The sequence below is a fragment of the Streptomyces sp. NPDC057950 genome (assembly GCF_042887295.1).
Classification (GTDB): domain Bacteria; phylum Actinomycetota; class Actinomycetes; order Streptomycetales; family Streptomycetaceae; genus Streptomyces; species Streptomyces kaempferi.
In genome coordinates this window covers 155988-177725 of the sequence record NZ_JBHVPP010000002.1, presented here as the reverse complement: position 1 = coordinate 177725, position 21738 = coordinate 155988, and the positions used below count along the sequence as shown (strand labels likewise).

Sequence of the window (21738 nt, the reverse complement as noted above, 5' to 3'; positions counted from 1 at the left end):
GTCACAGGTCGGCTGCAGTCCCGCCCCGGTACGGGCCACGACAGGAGGGTCGACGGCGACGGCTCGTAGACTCGCCTGCGTGGATACGACCCTTCAGGACCCGCTTGTCGGGCAGCTGCTCGACGGCCGCTACCGCGTCGACGCCCGGATCGCGGTCGGCGGGATGGCCACGGTCTACAGGGCCCTGGACACCCGCCTGGACCGCGTGCTCGCGCTCAAGGTGATGCACCCGACGCTGGCCGCCGACGTCTCGTTCGTCGAACGGTTCATACGGGAGGCCAAGTCGGTGGCCCGGCTCGCGCACCCCAATGTGGTCCAGGTCTTCGACCAGGGGGCGGACGGGTCGTACGTCTATCTGGCCATGGAGTACGTCGCGGGGTGCACCCTGCGCGACGTGCTGCGCGAGCGAGGGGCGCTCCAGCCGCGGGCCGCGCTGGACGTCCTGGAGCCGGTGCTCGCCGCGCTCGGCGCCGCGCACCGCGCCGGGTTCGTGCATCGCGACATGAAGCCGGAGAACGTCCTCATAGGGGACGACGGCCGGGTCAAGGTGGCGGACTTCGGCCTCGTAAGGGCCGTGGACACCGTCACGCAGACGACGGGGTCCGTGCTCGGCACGGTGTCGTATCTCGCTCCCGAACAGATCGAGCACGGCACGGCGGACACCCGCGTCGACGTGTACGCCTGCGGAGTCGTCCTCTACGAGATGCTCACCGGCGGCAAGCCGCACTCCGGTGACTCCCCCGCCCAGGTGATCTACCAGCACCTGCACGCGGACGTGCCGCCGCCGTCGGCCGCCGTGCCGGGCATGCCCCTCGCGCTCGACCAGCTGGTCGCCGCGGCCACCGCCCGCGATCCCGGCCTGCGCCCGCACGACGCGGTGACGCTGCTCGGCCAGGTGCTGGAGGCGCGGGCCGGGCTGACCGCCGAGCAGCTCGACGCCGTGCCGCCGCAGGCCGTCACCGCGGGCCACGACAACGCCGAGGACCGTACGAGCGTGATCCCGCGCTCCCTGTCCGTGCCCCGCCTGCTGCCGGTGAACGAGGCCGAAGGGCCCGACGGGCTCAACCGGACCAGCCGGTTCGAGCAGACCAGTGTGCTCGCCTCCGAGCCGCCCGCCCCCGCACGGCGGCGCGGCTCTCGCTCCCGGCGCGGAACGATCCTGATCGTCACCGCGATCCTGCTGGCGCTCGGTCTCGGCGCGGGCGTCTGGTACATCAATTCCGGCCAGTTCACCAAGGTCCCGCTGCTGCTGGCGAAGACCGAGACGCAGGCCAGGTCACGGATCGAGGCGGCCGGGCTCGACGTCGGGCAGGTCGAGCACGCGTACAGCGACACCGTGAAGCGCGGCACCGTGATCAGCAGTGATCCGCACCCCGGCGCGCGGATCCGTGACCACGACTCCGTGTCGCTGACCGTCTCCGACGGCCCGAAGACGGTGCGGGTGCCCGACCTGAACGGCTTCACACTGTCCAAGGCGAGGGAAGTGCTGAAGGACGACGGACTCGCCGCGGGCATGACCACCCGGGAGTTCAGCGGGGACGTGCTCAACGGCTCGGTGATCCGTACGGATCCGGAAGCGGGCACCCGACGGCACGCCGGTTCGGCCATCGCCCTCGTCGTCAGCAAGGGCAGTCCGGTGGACATCGCGGACGTCACCGGGACGTCCGTCGAGGACGCGAGGGCCGAGCTCGAACAGGCGGGCCTCAAGGTGAGGATCGCCGCCCGGCGGGTCACCTCGGAGTTCGACAAGGGCCAGGTCGCCCAGCAGTCGCCGGACGCGGGCAGCGAGGCCGCCACGGGCGACACCGTCACCCTGACACTCTCCAAGGGCCCGGAGATGGTCCCGGTGCCGGACGTGGTGGGCGACAGCGTGGACGACGCGACGAAGGCCCTGGAGGACGCGGGGTTCGAGGTCAACGAGGACCGTGGGCTGCTCGGTCTCTTCGGGGACCACGTCAAGAAGCAGTCGGTGGACGGCGGCAGGACCGCGCCCAAGGGATCGACCATCACCATCGAGATCCGCTGACCGGGACCGGAAGCCACGGAACCGGTCCAGGGCGGTCCACCGAGCGGAACCCGAAGGTCCGCCGACGGGGCGCACCGGAGCGCGTGACACCCTGGAGGGTGTGACCAGCAAGCAGCTCCGCAATCCCGTCGGCGGCCATGTTCCCGTGGCCGGCGGCCTCAACTCCGTCGGTCTCGCCTACGCGCGAGAGATGGGCGCGGAGAGCGTCCAGGTCTTCGTCGCCAACCCGCGCGGCTGGGCGACGCCCGCCGGGAACCCGAAGCAGGACGAGGAGTTCCGCGCGGCCTGCGCGGCCGGGTCGATCCCCGCGTACGTGCACGCTCCGTATCTGATCAACTTCGGTTCGCACACCGCGGCGACGGCCGAGAGGTCGGTGGAGTCCCTGCGGCACTCGCTGCGCCGGGGCCGGGAGATAGGCGCGCTCGGCGTGGTCGTGCACACGGGGAGCGCCACCGGAGGCCGGGAGCGGGCGGTGGCCCTCGCTCAGGTGCGCGATCACCTGCTGCCGCTGCTGGACGAGCTGACCCACGACGACGACCCGTACCTTCTCCTGGAGTCGACCGCGGGCCAGGGTGCCTCCCTGTGCTCCCGGACCTGGGACTTCGGGCCGTACTTCGAGGCGCTGGACGCCCATCCGAAGCTGGGGGTCTGCCTCGACACCTGCCACATCTACGCGGCGGGCCACGATCTGACCGGACCGGGCGGGATGCACCGGACGCTCGATCTGCTGGTGGACACGGTGGGCGAGGGCCGGCTCCGGCTGATCCACGCCAACGACTCCAAGGATGTGGTCGGCGCCCACAAGGACCGCCACGAGAACATTGGCTCCGGCCATATCGGCGAGGACCCGTTCCGCGCGCTGATGACCCACCCCGCCACCGAGGGCGTACCGCTGATCATCGAGACGCCCGGCGGCAAGGAGGGGCACGCGGCGGACGTGGAGCGCCTGAAGAAGCTGCGCGACGGCTGAACCTCGCCGGCCCGGCCGGGTCAGAGCTCGGGGCCGTCCCCGGGCTCCTCCTGGTACGAGTAGCGCTGCTCACGCCACGGGTCGCCGATGTTGTGGTAGCCGCGTTCCTCCCAGAATCCGCGACGGTCGGCCGTCATGTACTCGACGCCGCGGACCCACTTGGGTCCCTTCCAGGCGTACAGGTGCGGGACGACCAGGCGGAGCGGGAACCCGTGCTCCGCCGTCAGCAGCTCGCCGTCCTTGTGGGTGGCGAAGATCGCGCGGTCGGAGACGAAGTCGTCGAGGCGCAGATTCGAGCTGAACCCGTACTCGGCCCAGACCATCACATGGGTGACGGCGGGCGAGGGCGGAGCGATGTCCAGGATCGTGCGCGCCGGGATACCGCCCCATTCGGCCCCGAGCATGCTGAACTTCGTGACACAGTGCAGATCGGCCATGACCGAGGTGTACGGAAGGGCCGTGAACTCCTCGTGGGTCCAGCAGTGCTTCTCACCGTCGGCGGTGGCGCCGAAGACCCTGAACTCCCAGCGTTCGGGGCGGAACTTGGGCACGGGACCGTAGTGCGTGACGGGCCAGCCACGCTGCAGTCGCTGCCCCGGCGGAAGCTCCGACTGTGCCGCCGCTCCCGTTCCTCGCTCCACCGGCTGACCCATGACTCCATCCTGACAGACCCGGGACGGTGCCCATGACCAGCACAACCCCTATCAGGGCAACTCCTACTAAGCATGCACTTACTGGACGGCCCGGAACGCCGATGCGAGGATGCGGCGCAGCCTGCCCAGTTCCCCCCGCTTGGAAGGAGCCTCTGCGATGCAGGGCGACCCCGAGGTCATCGAGTTCCTCAACGAGCAGCTCACCGGCGAGCTGACCGCGATCAACCAGTACTTCCTGCACGCGAAGATGCAGGAGAACTTCGGCTGGACGAAGCTCGCGAAGTACACGCGGCACGAGTCCTTCGACGAGATGAAGCACGCGGAGGTGCTCACCGACCGCATCCTCTTCCTGGACGGCCTGCCCAACTACCAGCGGCTGTTCCACGTCCGGGTGGGTCAGACCGTCACCGAGATGTTCCAGGCCGACCGTCAGGTGGAGGTCGAGGCGATCGACCGCCTCAAGCGCGGGATCGAGGTGATGCGCAACAAGGGCGACATCACGTCCGCGAACATCTTCGAGTCGATCCTCGAGGACGAGGAGCACCACATCGACTATCTGGACACCCAGCTCGAACTGGTCGAGAAGCTCGGTGAGGCGCTCTACATCGCACAGCTGATCGAGCAGCCGGAGAGCTGACCCGGCTGCGGAGCCGGTACGAGAACTAGGCGGCCTCGGCCGTCACCGCGGGCACCGGGTGGCCCGCGACGCCGGAGAGCTCCGCGAGGGCAGGCCTGCCCTGGTCCGCGAGCTCCCGGCGCGGGCACGCGCCACGGCCCAGCAGGGACTGGATCTGGCGGACGCACGAACCACAGTCCGTGCCCGCCTTGCTCACCGACGCTATCTGGCGCGGGGTGCAGGCGCCGTCCTCCGCGTGCTTCTTCACCTGCGCCTCGGTGACACCGAAGCAGCTGCAGACGTACACGCGGTTCACCTCCCGGGGCGGGCTCGACGGGATCGACAGGCAACGCCCCCCGATGGACGGTGAGGCTAACCTAACCTTACCCGTCGTCCGGAGTCCGCAAAAGCGCGGTGGGGCGCGGATCGCATGTGATCCGCGCCCCACCGCGCTCCGCCACGAGGGACGGAACAGACCTCGGTCCGCTACTGGTCCCGGTACATCTCGGCGACCAGGAAGGCCAGGTCAAGGGACTGGCTGCGGTTCAGACGCGGGTCGCACGCCGTCTCGTAGCGCTGGTGCAGATCGTCGACGAAGATCTCGTCGCCACCGCCCACGCACTCGGTGACGTCGTCACCGGTGAGCTCGACGTGAATGCCGCCGGGGTGCGTGCCCAGGCCCTTGTGGACCTCGAAGAAGCCCTTGACCTCGTCGAGCACATCGTCGAACCGGCGGGTCTTGTGGCCGGAGGCCGCCTCGAAGGTGTTGCCGTGCATCGGGTCGGTCACCCAGGCGACGGTCGCGCCGGAGGCACTGACCTTCTCCACCAGCTCGGGCAGCTTGTCGCGGACCTTGTCGGCGCCCATGCGGACGATGAAGGTCAGGCGGCCCGGCTCACGCTCGGGGTCCAGCCGGTCGATGTACTGCAGCGCGTCCTGGGCCGTCGTCGTCGGGCCCAGCTTGATGCCGATCGGGTTGCGGATCTTGGAGGCGAACTCGATGTGCGCGCCGTCCAGCTGCCGGGTGCGCTCACCGATCCACACCATGTGGCCCGAGACGTCGTACAGCTTGCCGGTGCGGGAGTCGACGCGGGTCAGCGCCGACTCGTAGTCGAGGAGCAGCGCCTCGTGGGAGGCGTAGAACTCGACGGTCTTGAACTCCTCCGGGTCGGTGCCACAGGCCCGCATGAAGTTCATCGCGTTGTCGATCTCGCGCGCCAGCTGCTCGTAGCGCTGGCCGGACGGGGACGACCTCACGAAGTCCTGGTTCCAGGCGTGCACCTGGCGCAGGTCGGCGTAACCGCCGGTGGCGAAGGCGCGCACCAGGTTGAGCGTGGAGGCGGACGCGTTGTACATCCGCTTCAGCCGCTCGGGGTCCGGGACCCGGGCCTTCTCGTTGAAGTCGAACCCGTTGACCGAGTCGCCACGGTACGTCGGCAGGGTCACGCCGTCCCGGGTCTCGGTGCCCTTGGAACGCGGCTTCGAGTACTGGCCGGCGATCCGGCCGACCTTCACCACCGGCACCGAGGCGGCGTACGTGAGCACGGCACCCATCTGGAGCAGGGTCTTGAGCTTGTTGCGGATCTGGTCGGCCGACACCGCGTCGAAAGCCTCGGCGCAGTCGCCACCCTGGAGGAGGAACGCCTCTCCCTTGGCGACGGATGCCATCCGGGCGCGCAGCTGGTCGCACTCGCCCGCGAAGACGAGCGGCGGATACGACTCGAGGTCCGCGATCACATCGCGCAGAGCCTCGGCATCGGGGTACTCGGGCTGCTGCGCCGCGGGCAGGTCTCGCCAGGTGTTGCCAGCGCTCGCGCTGGACTTAGCGTTCACGGTCACCTGCACAACACTACGGGGTCGCGCGCTGCGTCCTCTCCCGGTGCCCAGCGATTGAGACGTGTCACGCCCGCCGTGAGACGGCCCGGCCGGCGGTGTGAGCTGCGGGTCGGCAGCCCGGAGCAGGTGCTTTCGGGCGGTGGCCGGTCCGCGCCGCGCCGGACGCAGTCTAGGGAGATCACTGGACCGCCGTGGGACCCCGGCCGTGTCGGCCGTGACGTGCCCGTACGGGGTGGACGAGGCGCGGACGCGTCGCGCTGTCGTCCGTCCCCCGGTGTCGGGTAGTGTGCCGAGCATGTTCGCGCACTCGCACCAGACCTGGTGGTGGACCGCTCATCCGGCGGCCCACTGACTGCGCGTACGCAAGACTTCGCGAAGGCCGCCCGAGGGGCGGCCTTCGGCGTTTTCCGGGGTCGTTCCTCTCCGATGTGAGAAGGAACAGGACCGATGAACCTGCTCGACCTGCTCGACGATCCCCGCCCGTTCGCCCTGCTGTGCCGCCGTACCCCCGGCCGCTCCACCGAGGAGGGCGGCACGGTGGAGGTGCTGCTCGGGCCCGTGGCCGGGTACGACCGGCTCGCCGACCTGCCCGACGAAGCCCTCGCGCTCATCCCCTTCCGGCAGATCCGTGAGCGCGGTTTCGACGTCCGCGACGACGGCACACCGCTCGTGGCACTCACGCCCGAGGAGACGCACGAGCTGCCGCTGGAGCGGGCCCTGGCCCAGCTGCCTGCGCACGACGTGCGTGTCGAGGGCGGCGGCTTCGACGTCGGCGACGAGGAGTACGCCGGGATCGTCGGGCGCGTGCTGCGCGAGGAGATCGGACGCGGCGAAGGGGCGAACTTCGTCATCAGGCGTACGTACGAGGGGCGGATCCCGGGATTCGGGAAGGCCGACGCGCTGGCCCTCTTCCGGCGGCTGCTCGTCGGCGAGCGCGGCGCGTACTGGACGTACGTCGTGCACACCGGGAACCGGACGCTGGTCGGGGCGAGCCCGGAGGCGCACGTGCGGATGTCCGGCGGGACCGTGGTGATGAACCCGATCAGCGGGACCTACCGCTACCCCGCCGGGGGACCCTCCGCCGAGGGTCTGCTCGGCTTCCTCGCCGACGGCAAGGAGATCGAGGAGCTCTCCATGGTCGTGGACGAGGAGCTCAAGATGATGTGCACGGTCGGTGACATGGGCGGGGTCGTGATCGGACCGCGGCTCAAGGAGATGTCCCATCTCGCGCACACCGAGTACGAGTTGCGGGGCCGGTCATCGCTGGACGCGCGCGAGGTCCTGAAGGAGACGATGTTCGCGGCGACGGTCACCGGCTCGCCGGTGCAGAACGCGTGCCGGGTGATCGAGCGGTACGAGCCCCTCGGGCGGGACGGTGTCGCACGGGGCTATTACGCGGGGGCGCTGGCCCTGCTCGGGCGGGACGCCGGCGGGGCCCAGACCCTCGACTCCCCCATCCTCATCCGGACCGCCGACATCGGCGCGGACGGACGGCTGCGGGTGCCGGTGGGCGCGACCCTGGTCCGGGGCTCGGACCCGGCGGGCGAGGTCGCGGAGACGCATGCGAAGGCGGCGGGGGTGCTGGCGGCGCTGGGGGTCGTGGAGGGAAGTCCGCGCGCACCGGGGGTACGGCCGGGGCTGGCCGACGATCCGCGGGTGCGGGCCGCGCTCGACGGCCGGCGGGCCTCGCTCGCGCCGTTCTGGCTGCGGATGCAGGAGCGCACCGACTCCTTGGAGGGCCATGCCCTCGTGGTGGACGGGGAGGACACCTTCACCGCGATGCTCGCGCACGTGCTGCGGTCGTCGGGGCTGGAGGTGACCGTGCGGCGGTACGACGAGCCGGGGCTGCGGGAGACGGTCCGCGCGCACGCGGGTCCGGTCGTGCTCGGTCCCGGCCCCGGTGACCCCGCCGACACGGACGATCCCAAGATGCGGTTCCTGCGCGGCCTCGCGTCCGAGGTGATCCGGGAGCACCGGCACGGGGTGCTCGGCGTGTGCCTGGGCCACGAGCTGATCGCGGCGGAGCTGGGCCTGGAGATCGTCCGCAAGGAGGTCCCGTACCAGGGCGCGCAGACCACGGTCGATCTGTTCGGGCGGGCGGAGACCGTCGGCTTCTACAACAGTTTCGTGGCGCGCTGCGACGAGGAGGAGGCGGCGGAGCTGGCGGCACACGGCGTCGAGGTCGCCCGGAGCGGCGCCGGGGAGGTGCACGCGCTGCGCGGGCCCGGGTTCGCGGGTGTCCAGTTCCATCCGGAGTCGGTGCTGACGCTGAACGGGACCGCCGTGGTACGGGACCTGATCGCTCGGCTGCGCGGCGCCGGCACGTTGTCCGAGCGGCGGCCTGCGGGGTAGCCGAGTTCGCCCGGATCGCGCGTCCGGCTCCCGGACCGGCGCCGGTGCCGACGAGCGCGGTTCCGGCGGGCGGCTCAGCCGAAGAAGACGCCGACCTCCTCGTACAGCTTCGGGTCGACCGTCTTCAGCTTGGCCGTGGCCTCCGCGATCGGGACCCGGACGATGTCCGTGCCGCGCAGGGCGACCATCTTGCCGAAGTCGCCGTCACGGACGGCCTCGATGGCGTGCAGACCGAAGCGGGTGGCGAGCCAGCGGTCGAAGGCACTGGGGGTGCCGCCGCGCTGGACGTGGCCGAGGACCGTGGTGCGGGCCTCCTTGCCGGTCCGCCTCTCGATCTCCTTGGCCAGCCACTCCCCGACGCCGGAGAGCCGGACGTGACCGAACGAGTCGAGCGTGCCGTCCTTCAGCACCGCGTCGCCGTCCTTGGGCATGGCACCCTCGGCGACGACCACGATCGGGGCGTACGAGGCCTTGAAGCGCGACGTGACCCAGGCACAGACCTGGTCGACGTCGAAGCGCTGTTCGGGGATGAGGATGACGTTCGCGCCGCCCGCGAGCCCGGAGTGGATGGCGATCCAGCCGGCGTGACGGCCCATCACCTCGACGACGAGGACGCGCATGTGCGACTCGGCGGTCGTGTGCAGGCGGTCGATCGCCTCCGTCGCGATGCCGACCGCCGTGTCGAACCCGAACGTGTAGTCGGTGGCGGACAGGTCGTTGTCGATGGTCTTCGGAACACCGATGACATGGATGCCGTACTCGTCGTGGAGGCGTGCGGCCACACCCAGGGTGTCCTCGCCGCCGATCGCGACGAGCGCCTCGACCTCCTGCTTGGCGAGGTTCTCCTTGATGCGCCGGATGCCGTTCTCCTGCTTGAGCGGATTCGTCCGCGAGGAGCCGAGGATGGTGCCGCCGCGGGGCAGGATGCCGCGTACGGCGGGGATGTCGAGCCGGACGGTGTCGTTCTCGAGCGGCCCGCGCCAGCCGTCGCGGAAGCCGACGAAGTCGTAGTCGTACTCCTGCACGCCCTTGCGGACGATGCCCCGGATGACGGCGTTGAGTCCGGGGCAGTCGCCGCCTCCGGTCAGTACTCCGACCCGCATGGAAAAGTCCCTTCGCCGCGATTGCCTGAGGGGACTCACGCTAATAGTGATCCAGGTCACTTCGTTATGGGGCGGAAGGGCAATTCCGTTGCAATATGCGGGTGTTGATCACTCATCATTCACTCGATGGTGGACAACACCGGGTTTACGCCTCGTCGAGACCGCGTTCTATGGCATAGCGGACCAGCTCCACCCGGTTGTGCAGCTGGAGCTTGCCCAGAGTGTTCTGCACATGGTTCTGGACCGTGCGGTGGGAGATGACCAGCCGCTCCGCGATCTGCTTGTAGCTCAGCCCCTTCGCCACCAGACGGAGCACCTCCGTCTCACGGTCGGTCAGCTGCGGGGCCTTGGGCTCTCCCGCGCCCGCGGGCGGCACGGGCTCGGAGGCGAGCCTGCGGTACTCGCCGAGGACCAGGCCCGCGAGACCCGGGGTGAACACCGGGTCGCCGACCGCCGTACGGCGCACCGCGTCGGTCAGCTCCTCCGTGGACGCCGACTTCAGCAGATATCCGGTCGCACCGGACTTCACCGCCTCCAGGACGTCGGCGTGCTCACCGCTGGCCGACAGCACGAGGACGCGCAGCGCGGGGTTGGCTCCGACCAGTTCCTTGCAGACCTGGACACCAGGCTTGGCCGGCAGGTTCAGGTCGAGCACGAGCACGTCCGGGCCGGCGGCCCGCGCACGCCGTACCGCCTGCTCGCCGTCGCCCGCCGTGGCCACCACGGCGAAACCGGCCGCGGCGAGATCACGGGCCACGGCGTCGCGCCACATGGGGTGGTCGTCCACCACCATGACCTTGATCGGGTCCTCGCCCACCTGCCGCTCCGCCTCCGTCGTGTCCGTCATGTCCCTCATCGCCGCTCCGCCTTCCCCCGTCAGACCTTCGGTACCTTCAGCTCGACCTCGGTGCCCTGGCCCGGGACCGAGATCAGTTCGGCCGCGCCGCCCAGCTCACGCAGCCGGCCGCGGATCGACAGGGCCACCCCGAGCCGCCCCTCCCCCTCGGCCTGCGCGAGCCGCCCTTCCGGGATGCCGGGGCCGTCGTCGCGCACGGTGACGATCACTGTGTCCGGCTCGTCCTCGACCAGGATCCACGCGCGGGCGCTCTCCCCGACGTGCTCGCGCACGTTGTCCAGGGCGGCGCCGACGGCCGCGGCCAGCTCCCTGGCGGCCACCGGGGTCAGCGGCACCGGGGCGCCCGGCTCGGAGAGCGTCACGCGCGCGGTGGCGTACCGGGCGAGCAGCATGCGCAGATCGACGGGGCTCCCGTCGTCGTCCGGCTCCTCGACGGCCCGTACGACCGCGCCGAGCGCGGCGTCCTCGGAGACCCGCGAGACGGGCAGCAGGCCGCCGGAGACCAAGGTGCGCAGCGCCACCTCCTGCTCGCCGGCCATCCGGCCCAGCTCCGCGGCCTCGCCGCCGAGGGCGCTGCCGCGCCGCTGCACCATGGCGAGTACCTGCAGGACCCCGTCGTGGATGTCCCGGGCGAGGCGCTCGCGTTCGCGGGTGGCGGCCTCGATCTCCAGGGCGCGGGCGAGGGTGAGTTCGGAGGCGCGGGCGACCTCGACGACATAGCCGATGGCGATGGACGCGACCCAGACGAGGATCACGTTGTGGACGGTGTCACGGGTGGGGGCGCCGCGCTCGACGAGGTTGGCGACCGCGACGAGCGTGGAGGCGAAGGCCGCCCAGCGCCAGCCGCCCTTGATGGCGAAGGCCAGGACGGAGCCCGCGGTCCATATCGACGGGAGTGTGGGGCCGCCGTCCACGATGCTGTGGTGGCTGACCGCGACCGGCGTGAGCAGGATGCCGGTGAGCGCCACGGCCAGGTCGACGGCGAGGAAGCGTTTGGTGCAGCTCGCCGCGTTCGCGACCCTGGGCAGGGTCGCGAGGGTCCAGACGAACAGGACGGCGTAGTAGCCGACGGCCACCCAGGGGTGGGCGAACCTGCCGGTCGCGGCGACGAAGAGCCCGATCGCGTACAGCATCGTCAGCACGCGGTACGCGGTGAGCGCACGCCACAGCGGCAGCTCGACCGACATCCTCATGACTCTCTCGCGCTTGGCCATGCCCCCCCCACCCCACCGCCCCGACGAACGCGTCTAGGAGCCGCCCGCCCGTCCCTCTTCGGTCCCGGCCGCCTTCGCGGCCTCCTTCTGCGCCTGTTCGACTTCCTTCTGCGCCTGCTTCTCGGCCTTCGCCGCGTCCGCGATCTGCCGCTTGGCGGCGGTCGCGTAGATGTCGACGTACTCCTGGCCGGAGAGCTTCATGATCTCGTACATGACCTCGTCGGTCACCGCGCGCAGCACGAAGCGGTCGTGCTCCATGCCGGCGTACCGGCCGAAGTCGAGCGGCTTGCCGATGCGGATGCCCGGACGCATCAGCTTGGGCATCACCTTGCCCGGCGGCTGGATCTTCTCGGTGTCGATCATGGCGACCGGGACGACCGGCGCGCCGGTGGCGAGGGCCACGCGCGCGAGGCCGCCCGGCTTGCCCCTGTACAGGCGTCCGTCGGGCGAGCGCGTGCCCTCCGGGTAGATGCCGAACAGCTCACCGCGCTCGATGACGTCGATACCGCTCTTGACCGCCGCCTCGCCCGCGCCGCGCGCTCCGGAGCGGTCCACCGGGAGCTGGCCCACACCCTTGAAGAACGCGGCGGTCATCCTGCCCTTGACGCCGGGCGTCGTGAAGTACTCGGCCTTCGCGATGAAGGTCACCTTGCGGTCGAGGACCGCGGGCAGGAAGAACGAGTCCGAGAACGACAGATGATTGCTTGCCAGGATGGCGGGGCCCTCGGCGGGAATGTTCTCGAGGCCTTCCACCCAGGGCCTGAAGGCGAGCTTCAGCGGCCCTCCGATGGAAAACTTCATGGCGCCGTAGATCAACCGAATGCCTCCTGTGTCGTCGCTCAGACCTTATCCCGGAGGACCGTCGAAGGACCCGACGACCCTGGTCGGTGTCAGTGCGGTCGCGTACGGTGAAGTACGCCCGGATCTCCCGGGGTCGTGTTCCGCCTCCGTTCGGGTCGCCCGTCTCGTTCCGGTCCGCCCGCCCGCCTTGTCCCGTTCCGCCCGTCCTGACGAACAGGAGACCGAAGGTGCCGGTCCTTCCTGGAGCCGAGCCGTTCCGCCACGAGGGCGGAGAGGTCGGCGTCCTCCTCTGCCACGGATTCACCGGGTCCCCCCAGTCGCTGCGCCCCTGGGCCGAGTTCCTCGCCGGGCGCGGCCTGACCGTCGCGCTCCCGCTGCTGCCCGGACACGGCACGCGCTGGGAGGACATGCAGCTCACCGGCTGGCAGGACTGGTACGCGGAGGTGGACCGCGAACTGCGCGCCCTGCGGGAACGCTGTACCCGGGTGTTCGTCTTCGGCCTCTCCCTGGGCGGCGCGCTGGCCCTGCGGCTGGCGGCGAAGCACGGGGACGAGGTGAGCGGCGTCGTCGTCGTCAACCCGGCGAACAGGGTGCACGGGGCCGCCGCGTACGCCCTCCCCGTGCTGCGTCACTTCGTACCGACCGTGGGCGGCATCGCGAGCGACATCGCCAAGGAGGGTGTCACGGAACTGGGCTACGACCGGGTGCCGCTGCGGGCCGCGCACTCCATGCGCAACTTCTACCGGATCGTCGACGGGGAACTGCCCCAGGTCACCCAGCCGCTCCTGCTGCTGCGCAGCCCGCAGGACCACGTGGTGCCGCCGGTGGACTCGGCCCGCGTACTGAGCCGGGTGTCCTCCACGGACGTGACGGAGATCCTCCTGGAACAGAGCTACCACGTGGCGACGTTGGACCATGACGCGGACCGGGTCTTCGAGGAGAGCTACGCGTTCATCGGCCGGCTCGCGCCCGGCGTCGGCGAGCGGTCCGACGCGGTTCAGGCGGGTCAGCAGGAAGGGACGGCCACTGGTGGCTGAGCAGGACGCGGAGCGCGGCGAGCCCGACGAGAAGGGCGTCCCCGTCGGCGGGCCCCCGGGGGACGAGCAGAGCGTGCCGTTCGACGAGGACGCCGCGTGGCAGGCGATCGTCGACGGGTACGGCGAGGAGCCCAAGGACCCGCCCGGCGCGAAACCGTTCAAGTCGGTCGAGGACCTGGCCCTCCTCGATCCCGAGACGAACGGCACCCCCGCAGGTCGCGGAGGCAGGTCGGAGCAGCGGACCAAGGGCGACGCGAACGACACCCAGAAGGCCGACAAGGCCGACAAGGCGGACAGCGCCGACAAGGCCGACGGGAGCGACGAGAGCGGGCACGGGCCCTCCGCGGCCCAGGCTCTCGGCAGCTCCGTCTCCTTCGCGCCCGGCGTAGGCGGCCCGCGCGACTACCGGACGGCGGAGCCCGCCGAGGAGGACTTCGACGAGGACGACGAGGGCCATTTCGTGCCGCCCGAGCCGCCTCCGCTGCCGGCCGCCGACACCACCGCCAAGTTCGCCTGGCTCGCCGTCATCGGCGGTCCGATCGTGCTCCTGCTGGCCATCCTGCTCGGCTGGGACATGACCTGGTGGCTCGCCACCGTGGGCATCGGCGGCTTCCTCGGCGGCTTCGCCACCCTCGTGATGCGGATGAACCCCGACGACGAGGACGAGGACGATCCTGGGCGGGGCGCGGTGGTCTGAGCCCGTCCCGGGCGCGCGAGGGCCCCGGAACGGTGTGTCCCTGGGCGAGCGTCTCCGGCTCGACGTGTCACGGACGTGTCGGGCCGGACGTGTCGGGCCGGACGTGTCGGAACCGATGTCTCAGGACGCCGGCACTCTGAGGGCGGCCAGCACGGGCAGGTGGTCCGTGGCCGCTCTCAGGTCCGTCTCCGTCACGCCGGGGTGGCCCACGGGCACCCCGCACCCCAGGACCTCGATGCCTTTCGTCGCGAAGACCGCGTCGATACGGCGGTGCGGCGCGTCGCGGATCCAGGTGTGCTCCGCGCCCCAGGGGCTGGTCGCCCAGCCGTCCTGCAGGGAGGCGGCGACGCGCTCGAAGGTGCGGCCGTCGGGCAGGTCGTTGAGGTCACCGCCCGCCACGACGTGCGGGGTGCCGAGGGCGGCGACGCGGTCCAGGAGCATGCCGCCCTGCTCGTGACGCTCGTCCGCGTCGAGCGACAGGTGGCAGCTCAGGACGCCCAGGCGGGCGCCGCCGAAGCGGACCACGGCCGTGGCGAAGCCCCGGCGGAACTGGCCGGGGGTGAGCGGGAGCAGGACGTCCTCGGTGCGTTCGACGGTGGCCCGCAGGGAGCACAGGAGTGCGGGGCCGGCCGCCGGGGCGCCTCCGGACAGGATCATCTGGCCGGAGGCCGCCGCCAGACGCGCCAGCTTCTTGCGCCAGCGGAAGAAGCGGGGGGCTTCCTGGATCAGCACCAGGTCCGGCGCGCAGGCGCTGATCACCCGCGCGAGGGCGTCGGTGTCGTCGCGCATCGAGCGGATGTTGTAGCTGAGCACCCGGATCACGGCGGAGCCGTCGGGTTCGGTGTGGGAGTGGGGCAGCGGGGTCGTCGCCATGCGGATCAAGATACGGGTGCACTCCGCTGGGTGGGGGGAAAATCGCGGCGGCGGGCTGTCCGGTGCGGGTGCGTCGTGGCCGGTCGCACGGTTCCCCTGCCCCAATTCCGGCACGACGTGCCGGAATTCTCGGAGTGTCCGCGGGGTACGGCACCGCCCGCCGGCTTCGAGGCGCGGCGGGCGGTGTCGGGTGACTGTGCGTGGCGCGGCGTCACATGATCGGGTCGGGCTCCCGGGCCAGGTCCGCCGCGCCCACGAGGCCGGCCTTGTTGCCGAGCTGGGCGGCGATCACATCGGCCACGGGGCGCCAGTTGCCTCCGACGAGCCAGCGCTTGTACGACTTGCGGATGGGGTCGAGGACCAGCTCGCCCTCGTCCGACAGGCCGCCGCCGACGATGAAGGCGGACGGGTCGAAGAGCGAGGCGAGGTCGGCGAGACCGGCACCGGCCCAGCGCGCCAGCTCCCGGTAGGAGTCCACCGCCACCGGGTCGCCCTGCCGGGCCGCCACCGAGATGTGCTTGCCCTCGATGCCGTCGGGGTTGCCGTCGCCCAGCGCGAGCAGGATCTCCGCGTGCTCGGGGGTCGCGTTGGCGCGCTGCTTGGCGTAGCGGACGAGGGCGCGCCCGGAGGCGTACTGCTCCCAGCAGCCCTGCGAGCCGCAGCCGCACAGCAGACCGTCCGGCACCATCCGGATGTGCCCGAACTCGGCGGCGACGCCGAAGTGCCCGCGGCGCAGCTTGTTGCCGATGATGATGCCGCCGCCGAGGCCCGTGCCCAGCGTGATGCAGATGACGTTCCGGTGGCCCTTGCCCGCGCCGAACTTGTACTCGCCCCACGCCGCCGCGTTCGCGTCGTTCTCCACCACGACCGGCAGCCCGACACGCGCCTCGACCTCGGCCTTGAGCGGCTCCTGCCGCCAGTCGATGTTGGGCGCGAAGTAGACCGTCGAGCGCTGGCGGTTCACGTATCCGGCCGCACCGATGCCCACGCCGACGATGTCGTGACCGGCGCGCGCGCCCTCGACGGCGGCGGCGATGGCGTCCACGATGGCCTGCGGCGTGGTGGGGGTCGGCACCTTGTGGGTCGAGAGGATGTTGCCTTCCTCGTCGACCACACCGGCCGCGATCTTCGTGCCGCCGATATCGACGCCGATGGTGAGTCCCATGAATCCCTCAGTTTCGGTCGAGCCCCGCTACGGCCAACCGTACCCGAGCGGCCTTTAGTCCAAATCAATCCGCTCCCCCGGACCGGTGCCCTCGTCGCGAGGGCCGGTGTCCCGGGTCGTCCAGCGCCGTTCCTGTGCCTCGACGGCCGAGCGGTACGCGGCGAGCAGCTCCGAGCCCGCGGCGGCGAGGTGGTCGAAGACGTCGGGGTTGCGTTCCATGACGGGTTCGACGGCCGCCTTGGCCTGCTGCACGACCTGGCTGACCATCTGCTGGGCGGTGCCGGAGGCGATCGCGCCGAACAGCGGTGAGTTCAGTCCGGACAGCTTGTCGGCGACCGCGTCGACGAGCTTGCGCAGCTCCTCGGAGGCGGAACCGGGCGGTGGTCCGTACTGGGTGCGGCGGCGGGCCTTCTCCGCCGCGAGATCCTCGGCGCACGCCTTCGCCCAGGCGTCGGCGTCGCTGACGCGCGCTTCGTCCACCGCCTCGTGCTGAGCGGCGTCGGACGTGGTGCGCTCTTCGCTCATGGCGGACTCCTGCCTACGTTTCCTCCCTTCGACGTTACCCGAACAGGGGTACCCGGTTCACCGTGTGCGCGGCCACAGATCCGGGTCCGGCGCGAAACGGATCCGCAGCTCTCCCTCGCGCAGCGCCGCGCCGTCCACGGCGCAGCGGCGCAGCGCGGACGGCAGCGGCAGGATCCGGCGGAACTGCCCCACGGTGACGACCAGTTCGTCGCCCCTGCGGATCAGGTCCAGTTCCTCGCGTATCGCGCCGGGAAGCGGGATGTGCCAGACGAGGACGCCGTCGTCGGCGAGGTGGTCGCGGACGGGCCACTCGACCGGGGGTGGCGTTTCGTTGACACCGGGCAGCGGGAGCGCGGCGAGGTCGTCGTCGCCCCGCGGGTCGCACCCCAGGTGGGGGATCTCGTGGACGGTGTACGCCTCCCGCCACTCGTCGAGCGCCTTGCGCTGCTGGGCGGCGAGGGCGGCCAGCCAGGTGTCCTGGCCGGCCGCGGGCAGTACGCGGTTGGCGAGCAGCGTCTCTACGCGCAGGCCGCGCAGGGCGAGACCGGTGACGGCGGTGCGGGCGGCGTCGGTGCCGGCCGGTCCGGGCTCGGCGACCACCCGTACGGTCGTGGCGCGGTCCTCGACGACCGCTTCCACGGCGGCCAGCTCGACGTCCCAACGTGCCGCCGTCTCGTACAGCCACTCGGCGGGCATCGGGACGCCGGCGAGTCGGCCGAGGACGGGCCTCAGGGCCCGTGCGGCCTGGCGTTCCGCGGGCAGCAGGCGGCGCAGATAGCGGCGGAGCTCCTCGGGGAGCGCCAGCAGGGCGAGGGCCTGCGGGGTCGGGGGGAGGTCCACGACCAGGAGGTCGAAGGTGTCCGAGGTCGCCGCGTCGCGCAGGGCGCGCAGCAGGGCCAGCTCCTCGGCGCCGGGCAGGGGGGTGAGCTCCTCGGCGTCCAGTCGGGCGGCGCCGAGCAGGTCGAGGGCGGTGGTGGCGCGCTTCTGGAAGGCGGTGAGGTCCTCGCGGAAGCGTTCCGTCGCGTCGGGACGCCAGGTGGTGAGGCCGGGGGCGGCTTCGGTGGGCTCCGCGCCCGTGCGGGTGCCGAGCGCAGCTCCGGGGGTGTCGGTGCGGTCGGCGCTCAGCAGCAGGGTGCGGGTGCCCTCACCCGCGGCCTTCAGCGCGGTGGCCGCCGCGAGGGTCGTACGGCCGGTGCCGCCGGAGCCGGTGATCAGGATGGTGCGCATGGGAGGGAACGCTACCCGCGCCGGGCGTCCCCGCCGCCCGCCCCGTCGCCGGTCCGCTCCCGGATGCCCCGACCCCGTCCGTCTCGGTGAGGACGAGGGCAGGGACCGGCCCGTGCCGCGTGGACAGGGACCGGCCGGTCGGAAACCGGGGCGGGGTCCGCGGGACGGACCCTGGTCGGCCCAGGTACGGACGACCGGAGTCGGCCCGGCCGCCGGACGGAGTCGGCCCGGCCGCCGGAAGGAGTCGGCCCTGCCGCCGGACGGAGTCGGCCCGGCCGCCGGAAGGGGGTCAGCCCGCGTCGCCGGAAGGGGGTCAGCCCGCGTCGCCCGACTCCACCCGCTTCTTCAGGCCCGCCAGGGCGCGGTCGATGATGACCTTCTCGGCCTTGCGCTTGATCATGCCCAGCATGGGGATCTTGACGTCGACCGTCAGCCGGTAGGTGACCTCGGTGGCACCGGTGCCCGCGGGCTCGAGGAGGTACGAGCCGTCCAGGGAGCGCAGCATCTGGGACTTGACCAGGGTCCAGGAGACCTCGTGGTCGCCGGTCCAGGTGTACCCCAGGGTCTGGTCGTCCTTGATCGCGCCGGCGTCCATGACGAGGCGTACCTGCTCGGCGCGGCCCTGCCCGTCCGTGCCGAGCACCTCGGCCTCCTTCACCTCGCCGGTCCAGTCCGGGTAACGGGCGAAGTCGGCGATGACCGCCATGACGTCAGCCGGTGCCGCCTCGATCGTGATGCTCGAGCTGGTGTGTTCAGCCATCGCCGTGGCTCCTCCAGGTGCGGTCCGGTGAGGGAGGGTGGTGCGCACGTGTGTGCAGCGTGAAGGCTACCGCGCGCCGACCGAACCATCGCCACCCCACCTGGCGTTCACCATTCCAGCGCCCAGGGCCTCCCCGACCCGGCGAAGTGTCCGACGTTCACGCACTCCGTCGCGCCGATCCGCATCCGCCGGACGAGCGGCTGGTGGACGTGGCCGAAGAGCGCGTAGCGGGGGCGCGTGCGGCGAATCGCGTCGAGCAGGGCGCGGGACCCGCGTTCGAAGCGGCGCGCCACCGTGTCGTACACCAGATCGGGTACATCCGGCGGGATGTGCGTGCAGAGCACGTCGACCTCGCCGACCGCCTCGACCTTCGCCGCGTACTCCTCGTCGCTGATCTCGTAGGGCGTCCGCATGGGGGTGCGCAGGCCGCCGCCGACGAAGCCGAAGACCCGGCCGCCGATCTCCACCCGCTCGCCGTCGAGGACGGTGGTGCCGGGTCCGGCGTACTCCGCCCACAGCGGAGGCATGTCGACATTGCCGTAGGTGGCGTACGTCGGCGTCGGGAACGCGGCGAACAGCTCGGCGTACTGCTTGCGCACCGCCTTCTCGATGACCCCGAGACGGTCCATCCCCACACCGGCCCACAGGCGCGCCCCGAACTCGCGCGCCTCCGCGAAGCGGCGGGCGGTGCGCAACTCGACCAGCCTGTCGGCGTTCTCCGTGCCGAAGAGGTCGGGGAAGATGCCGCGCGAGTGGTCGGCGTAGTCGAGGAAGAGCACCAGGTCACCGAGGCAGATCAGGGCGTCGGCGCCGTCGCCGGCCCGGGCGAGGTCACGTGCGTTGCCGTGCACGTCACTCACCACATGAATGCGCGTCCTGCGGTTGCCGCCTGGTGTGGGTGCCATGGCGATCAAGCGTATGCCTGTGCGGCAAACGTGAACAGAGGCGGTCGGACCTGCGGTTACTGGCACGCCGAGAAGGGCGTGGACTACTGTGCGCGAAGGAACGCCAACCTGTGTGACGCAGGGAACATCTGGGCGGGACCCCCTATCGAAACAGCCGTACCGGTGGGTAACGTCCGGGCAGTCCAGTCGTACTCAGGATTTCAACAACGATGTTCCCGAGTACCTGCCCGAGCCTTGGACCGCACCGTCGCATCACACAGAGTCGTGGCGCCGGCGCCCTATGAGGAGCAGCAGTCTTGCGCGAGTTCAGCCTTCCGGCTTTGTACGAGGTCCCTGCGGACGGAAATCTGACCGACATCGTCCGCAGAAACGCCGCGCAGCATCCCGACGTCGCCGTCATCGCCCGCAAGGTGGGCGGCACGTGGACGGACGTCACCGCCACCGTGTTCCTCGCGGAGGTACGGGCCGCTGCCAAGGGTCTGATCGCCTCGGGTGTGCAGCCCGGCGACCGGGTCGCTCTGATGTCCCGTACGCGTTACGAGTGGACGCTGCTCGATTTCGCCATCTGGAGCGCGGGCGCCGTCACCGTGCCGGTGTACGAGACCAGCTCGGCGGAGCAGGTGCAGTGGATACTCGGCGACTCGGGTGCGACCGCCTGCATCGTCGAGCTGCCGGCGCACGCGGCCTCCGTGGAGTCGGTGCGCGAGCAGCTGCCCGCCCTCAAGCACGTCTGGCAGATCGAGGCCGGCGGGGTGGCGGAGCTGGGCGGTGCCGGCCAGGACGTCAGCGACGCCACGGTCGAGGAGCGCAGCTCGCTGGCCAAGGCCGACGACCCGGCGACCATCGTCTACACGAGCGGCACGACCGGCCGTCCGAAGGGCTGTGTGCTCACCCACCGCGCCTTCTTCGCCGAGTGCGGCAACATCGTGGAGCGGTTGCGTCCGCTCTTCCGCACGGGCGAGTGCTCCGTGCTGCTGTTCCTCCCCCTCGCCCATGTCTTCGGACGTCTCGTGCAGGTCGCGCCGATGATGGCGCCGATCAAGCTGGGCTGCGTCCCGGACATCAAGAACCTCACCGACGAGCTGGCCGCGTTCCGGCCGACGCTGATCCTCGGTGTGCCGCGTGTCTTCGAGAAGGTCTACAACTCGGCGCGCGCCAAGGCTCAGGCGGACGGCAAGGGCAAGATCTTCGACAAGGCCGCGGACACCGCGATCGCCTACAGCCGCGCGCTGGACACCCCGGCCGGCCCCTCGCTCGGCCTGAAGATCAAGTACCGGACCTTCGACAAGCTGGTCTACAGCAAGCTGCGTGCGGTGCTCGGCGGTCGCGGCGAGTACGCCATCTCCGGCGGCGCCCCGCTCGGCGAGCGGCTCGGGCACTTCTTCCGCGGCATCGGCTTCACGGTCCTGGAGGGCTACGGCCTGACCGAGTCCTGCGCGGCCACCGCCTTCAACCCCTGGGACCGGACGAAGATCGGCACGGTCGGCCAGCCGCTGCCGGGTTCGGTGATCCGTATCGCGGACGACGGCGAGGTGCTGCTGCACGGCGAGCACCTGTTCAAGGGGTACTGGAACAACGAGGCCGCCACCGCGGAGGCGCTGGCCGACGGCTGGTTCCACACGGGCGACATCGGCACCCTCGACGAGGACGGCTACCTCCGTATCACCGGCCGCAAGAAGGAGATCATCGTCACCGCGGGCGGCAAGAACGTCGCCCCGGCCGTGATCGAGGACCGCATCCGGGCGCACGCGCTGGTCGCGGAGTGCATGGTGGTCGGCGACGGACGCCCGTTCGTCGGCGCGCTGATCACCGTCGACGAGGAGTTCCTGGGCCGCTGGTGCGCGGAACACGGCAAACCGGCGGGTTCCACCGCGGCGTCGCTGCGTGACGACCCGGATCTCGTACGGACGATCCAGGACGCGGTCGACGACGGCAACGCCGCGGTGTCGAAGGCGGAATCGGTGCGGAAGTTCCGCATTCTGTCCTCCCAGTTCAGCGAGGAGTCGGGCCACCTGACGCCGTCCCTGAAGCTCAAGCGCAACGTGGTGGCGAAGGACTACGCGGACGAGATCGAGGCGATCTACCGGGGCTGACCCCGGCGCGTGCGGCTCAGGCGCACGGT

The 21738-nt window shown here is 71.2% G+C and carries 21 protein-coding genes; 8 read left to right on the top strand and 13 right to left on the bottom strand.

Going from position 1 to position 21738, the window contains the following annotated elements; genetic code table 11:
* Nucleotides 1–79: 79 nt before the first annotated feature.
* Nucleotides 80–2026 (top strand): Stk1 family PASTA domain-containing Ser/Thr kinase, encoded by a 1947-nt coding sequence (pknB, locus tag ACFVTC_RS05005; protein ID WP_390124021.1) that lies wholly within the window; start codon nucleotides 80–82, stop codon nucleotides 2024–2026.
* 100 nt (nucleotides 2027–2126) lie between these two features.
* Nucleotides 2127–2996 (top strand): deoxyribonuclease IV, encoded by an 870-nt coding sequence (locus ACFVTC_RS05000; RefSeq protein WP_390124019.1) that lies wholly within the window; start codon nucleotides 2127–2129, stop codon nucleotides 2994–2996.
* Between the two features lie 20 nt (nucleotides 2997–3016).
* Here ACFVTC_RS05000 and ACFVTC_RS04995 read toward each other — a convergent pair whose 3' ends face one another.
* Nucleotides 3017–3649: a sulfite oxidase-like oxidoreductase gene (locus ACFVTC_RS04995; RefSeq protein WP_390124018.1), complete on the bottom strand. Its 633-nt coding sequence runs from the start codon at nucleotides 3647–3649 to the stop codon at nucleotides 3017–3019.
* A 157-nt stretch (nucleotides 3650–3806) separates the two neighbouring features.
* On the opposite strand from ACFVTC_RS04995, the gene bfr reads away from it, so the two are divergent.
* On the top strand, nucleotides 3807–4286 hold the full coding sequence (bfr, locus tag ACFVTC_RS04990) for a bacterioferritin (protein WP_390124016.1): 480 nt from the start codon (nucleotides 3807–3809) through the stop codon (nucleotides 4284–4286).
* 25 nt (nucleotides 4287–4311) lie between these two features.
* Here the strand turns inward: bfr and ACFVTC_RS04985 are convergent, their stop codons facing one another.
* Both ACFVTC_RS04985 and ACFVTC_RS04980 read right to left on the bottom strand, forming a co-directional pair.
* Nucleotides 4312–4581: a bacterioferritin-associated ferredoxin gene (locus ACFVTC_RS04985; protein ID WP_390124014.1), complete on the bottom strand. Its 270-nt coding sequence runs from the start codon at nucleotides 4579–4581 to the stop codon at nucleotides 4312–4314.
* A gap of 170 nt (nucleotides 4582–4751) precedes the next feature.
* Entirely contained in the window at nucleotides 4752–6104 is a 1353-nt protein-coding gene (locus tag ACFVTC_RS04980; RefSeq protein ID WP_266698605.1) for a class II 3-deoxy-7-phosphoheptulonate synthase, read from the bottom strand.
* Between the two features lie 292 nt (nucleotides 6105–6396).
* Between ACFVTC_RS04980 and ACFVTC_RS04975 the strand changes: the two genes are divergently transcribed.
* Together ACFVTC_RS04975 and ACFVTC_RS04970 are read left to right on the top strand one after the other, a co-directional pair.
* Nucleotides 6397–6453: a trp operon leader peptide gene (locus tag ACFVTC_RS04975; protein ID WP_148014101.1), complete on the top strand. Its 57-nt coding sequence runs from the start codon at nucleotides 6397–6399 to the stop codon at nucleotides 6451–6453.
* A gap of 95 nt (nucleotides 6454–6548) precedes the next feature.
* A complete protein-coding gene (locus ACFVTC_RS04970; RefSeq protein ID WP_390124012.1) occupies nucleotides 6549–8453 on the top strand; it encodes an anthranilate synthase family protein in 1905 nt (634 codons plus the stop codon).
* A 74-nt stretch (nucleotides 8454–8527) separates the two neighbouring features.
* On the opposite strand, the gene ACFVTC_RS04965 is transcribed toward ACFVTC_RS04970, so the two are convergent.
* The 4 genes from ACFVTC_RS04965 to ACFVTC_RS04950 all read right to left on the bottom strand — a co-directional run bounded on the left by ACFVTC_RS04965 (nucleotide 8528) and on the right by ACFVTC_RS04950 (nucleotide 12427).
* Complete coding sequence (locus ACFVTC_RS04965; protein WP_153291037.1) at nucleotides 8528–9556, bottom strand: 6-phosphofructokinase; 1029 nt, start codon at nucleotides 9554–9556, stop codon at nucleotides 8528–8530.
* Nucleotides 9557–9701: 145 nt separating this feature from the next.
* Complete coding sequence (locus ACFVTC_RS04960) at nucleotides 9702–10349, bottom strand: response regulator (RefSeq protein WP_390124702.1); 648 nt, start codon at nucleotides 10347–10349, stop codon at nucleotides 9702–9704.
* A gap of 83 nt (nucleotides 10350–10432) precedes the next feature.
* The gene (macS, locus tag ACFVTC_RS04955) at nucleotides 10433–11626 is read right to left on the bottom strand and encodes a MacS family sensor histidine kinase (protein ID WP_390124010.1); all 1194 of its coding nucleotides are present in this window, start codon (nucleotides 11624–11626) and stop codon (nucleotides 10433–10435) included.
* 33 nt (nucleotides 11627–11659) lie between these two features.
* Nucleotides 11660–12427, bottom strand: a complete 768-nt coding sequence (locus tag ACFVTC_RS04950) for a lysophospholipid acyltransferase family protein (RefSeq protein ID WP_390124007.1) — start codon at nucleotides 12425–12427, stop codon at nucleotides 11660–11662.
* A 227-nt stretch (nucleotides 12428–12654) separates the two neighbouring features.
* Between ACFVTC_RS04950 and ACFVTC_RS04945 the strand changes: the two genes are divergently transcribed.
* The gene (locus tag ACFVTC_RS04945) at nucleotides 12655–13464 is read left to right on the top strand and encodes an alpha/beta hydrolase (RefSeq protein WP_390124004.1); all 810 of its coding nucleotides are present in this window, start codon (nucleotides 12655–12657) and stop codon (nucleotides 13462–13464) included.
* The gene (locus ACFVTC_RS04940) at nucleotides 13457–14161 is read left to right on the top strand and encodes a hypothetical protein (RefSeq protein WP_390124002.1); all 705 of its coding nucleotides are present in this window, start codon (nucleotides 13457–13459) and stop codon (nucleotides 14159–14161) included. The genes ACFVTC_RS04945 and ACFVTC_RS04940 overlap by 8 nt, the downstream gene beginning before the upstream one ends.
* Nucleotides 14162–14281: 120 nt before the next feature.
* On the opposite strand, the gene ACFVTC_RS04935 is transcribed toward ACFVTC_RS04940, so the two are convergent.
* From ACFVTC_RS04935 to ACFVTC_RS04910, 6 genes are all read right to left on the bottom strand, one after another.
* The gene (locus ACFVTC_RS04935; protein WP_390124001.1) at nucleotides 14282–15034 is read right to left on the bottom strand and encodes an endonuclease/exonuclease/phosphatase family protein; all 753 of its coding nucleotides are present in this window, start codon (nucleotides 15032–15034) and stop codon (nucleotides 14282–14284) included.
* A gap of 211 nt (nucleotides 15035–15245) precedes the next feature.
* On the bottom strand, nucleotides 15246–16199 hold the full coding sequence (locus ACFVTC_RS04930) for an ROK family glucokinase (RefSeq protein WP_390123999.1): 954 nt from the start codon (nucleotides 16197–16199) through the stop codon (nucleotides 15246–15248).
* 54 nt (nucleotides 16200–16253) lie between these two features.
* On the bottom strand, nucleotides 16254–16724 hold the full coding sequence (locus ACFVTC_RS04925) for a DUF5304 domain-containing protein (protein WP_390123997.1): 471 nt from the start codon (nucleotides 16722–16724) through the stop codon (nucleotides 16254–16256).
* 57 nt (nucleotides 16725–16781) lie between these two features.
* Nucleotides 16782–17951: an ArsA family ATPase gene (locus ACFVTC_RS04920; RefSeq protein ID WP_390123995.1), complete on the bottom strand. Its 1170-nt coding sequence runs from the start codon at nucleotides 17949–17951 to the stop codon at nucleotides 16782–16784.
* A gap of 313 nt (nucleotides 17952–18264) precedes the next feature.
* Nucleotides 18265–18711 carry an SRPBCC family protein gene (locus ACFVTC_RS04915; RefSeq protein WP_266698619.1) on the bottom strand — a complete coding sequence of 149 codons (447 nt, stop codon included), beginning with the start codon at nucleotides 18709–18711 and terminating at the stop codon, nucleotides 18265–18267.
* A gap of 107 nt (nucleotides 18712–18818) precedes the next feature.
* Entirely contained in the window at nucleotides 18819–19616 is a 798-nt protein-coding gene (locus ACFVTC_RS04910) for a metallophosphoesterase (protein WP_390123993.1), read from the bottom strand.
* 296 nt (nucleotides 19617–19912) lie between these two features.
* Between ACFVTC_RS04910 and ACFVTC_RS04905 the strand changes: the two genes are divergently transcribed.
* On the top strand, nucleotides 19913–21709 hold the full coding sequence (locus tag ACFVTC_RS04905; RefSeq protein WP_390123991.1) for an AMP-dependent synthetase/ligase: 1797 nt from the start codon (nucleotides 19913–19915) through the stop codon (nucleotides 21707–21709).
* Nucleotides 21710–21738 lie beyond the last annotated feature (29 nt).

Bases quoted from the DNA above. Each gene is read 5' to 3' on its own strand.
- ACFVTC_RS04910 (WP_390123993.1), bottom strand. From the start codon at position 19,616: ATGGCACCCACACCAGGCGGCAACCGCAGGACGCGCATTCATGTGGTG.
- ACFVTC_RS04930 (WP_390123999.1), bottom strand. From the start codon at position 16,199: ATGGGACTCACCATCGGCGTCGATATCGGCGGCACGAAGATCGCGGCC.
- bfr (WP_390124016.1), top strand. From the start codon at position 3,807: ATGCAGGGCGACCCCGAGGTCATCGAGTTCCTCAACGAGCAGCTCACC.
- ACFVTC_RS04995 (WP_390124018.1), bottom strand. From the start codon at position 3,649: ATGGGTCAGCCGGTGGAGCGAGGAACGGGAGCGGCGGCACAGTCGGAG.
- ACFVTC_RS04950 (WP_390124007.1), bottom strand. From the start codon at position 12,427: ATGAAGTTTTCCATCGGAGGGCCGCTGAAGCTCGCCTTCAGGCCCTGG.
- ACFVTC_RS04920 (WP_390123995.1), bottom strand. From the start codon at position 17,951: ATGCGCACCATCCTGATCACCGGCTCCGGCGGCACCGGCCGTACGACC.
- ACFVTC_RS04935 (WP_390124001.1), bottom strand. From the start codon at position 15,034: ATGGCGACGACCCCGCTGCCCCACTCCCACACCGAACCCGACGGCTCC.
- macS (WP_390124010.1), bottom strand. From the start codon at position 11,626: ATGGCCAAGCGCGAGAGAGTCATGAGGATGTCGGTCGAGCTGCCGCTG.
- ACFVTC_RS04970 (WP_390124012.1), top strand. From the start codon at position 6,549: ATGAACCTGCTCGACCTGCTCGACGATCCCCGCCCGTTCGCCCTGCTG.
- ACFVTC_RS04960 (WP_390124702.1), bottom strand. From the start codon at position 10,349: ATGGTGGTGGACGACCACCCCATGTGGCGCGACGCCGTGGCCCGTGAT.
- ACFVTC_RS04925 (WP_390123997.1), bottom strand. From the start codon at position 16,724: ATGAGCGAAGAGCGCACCACGTCCGACGCCGCTCAGCACGAGGCGGTG.
- ACFVTC_RS04965 (WP_153291037.1), bottom strand. From the start codon at position 9,556: ATGCGGGTCGGAGTACTGACCGGAGGCGGCGACTGCCCCGGACTCAAC.
- ACFVTC_RS04915 (WP_266698619.1), bottom strand. From the start codon at position 18,711: ATGGCTGAACACACCAGCTCGAGCATCACGATCGAGGCGGCACCGGCT.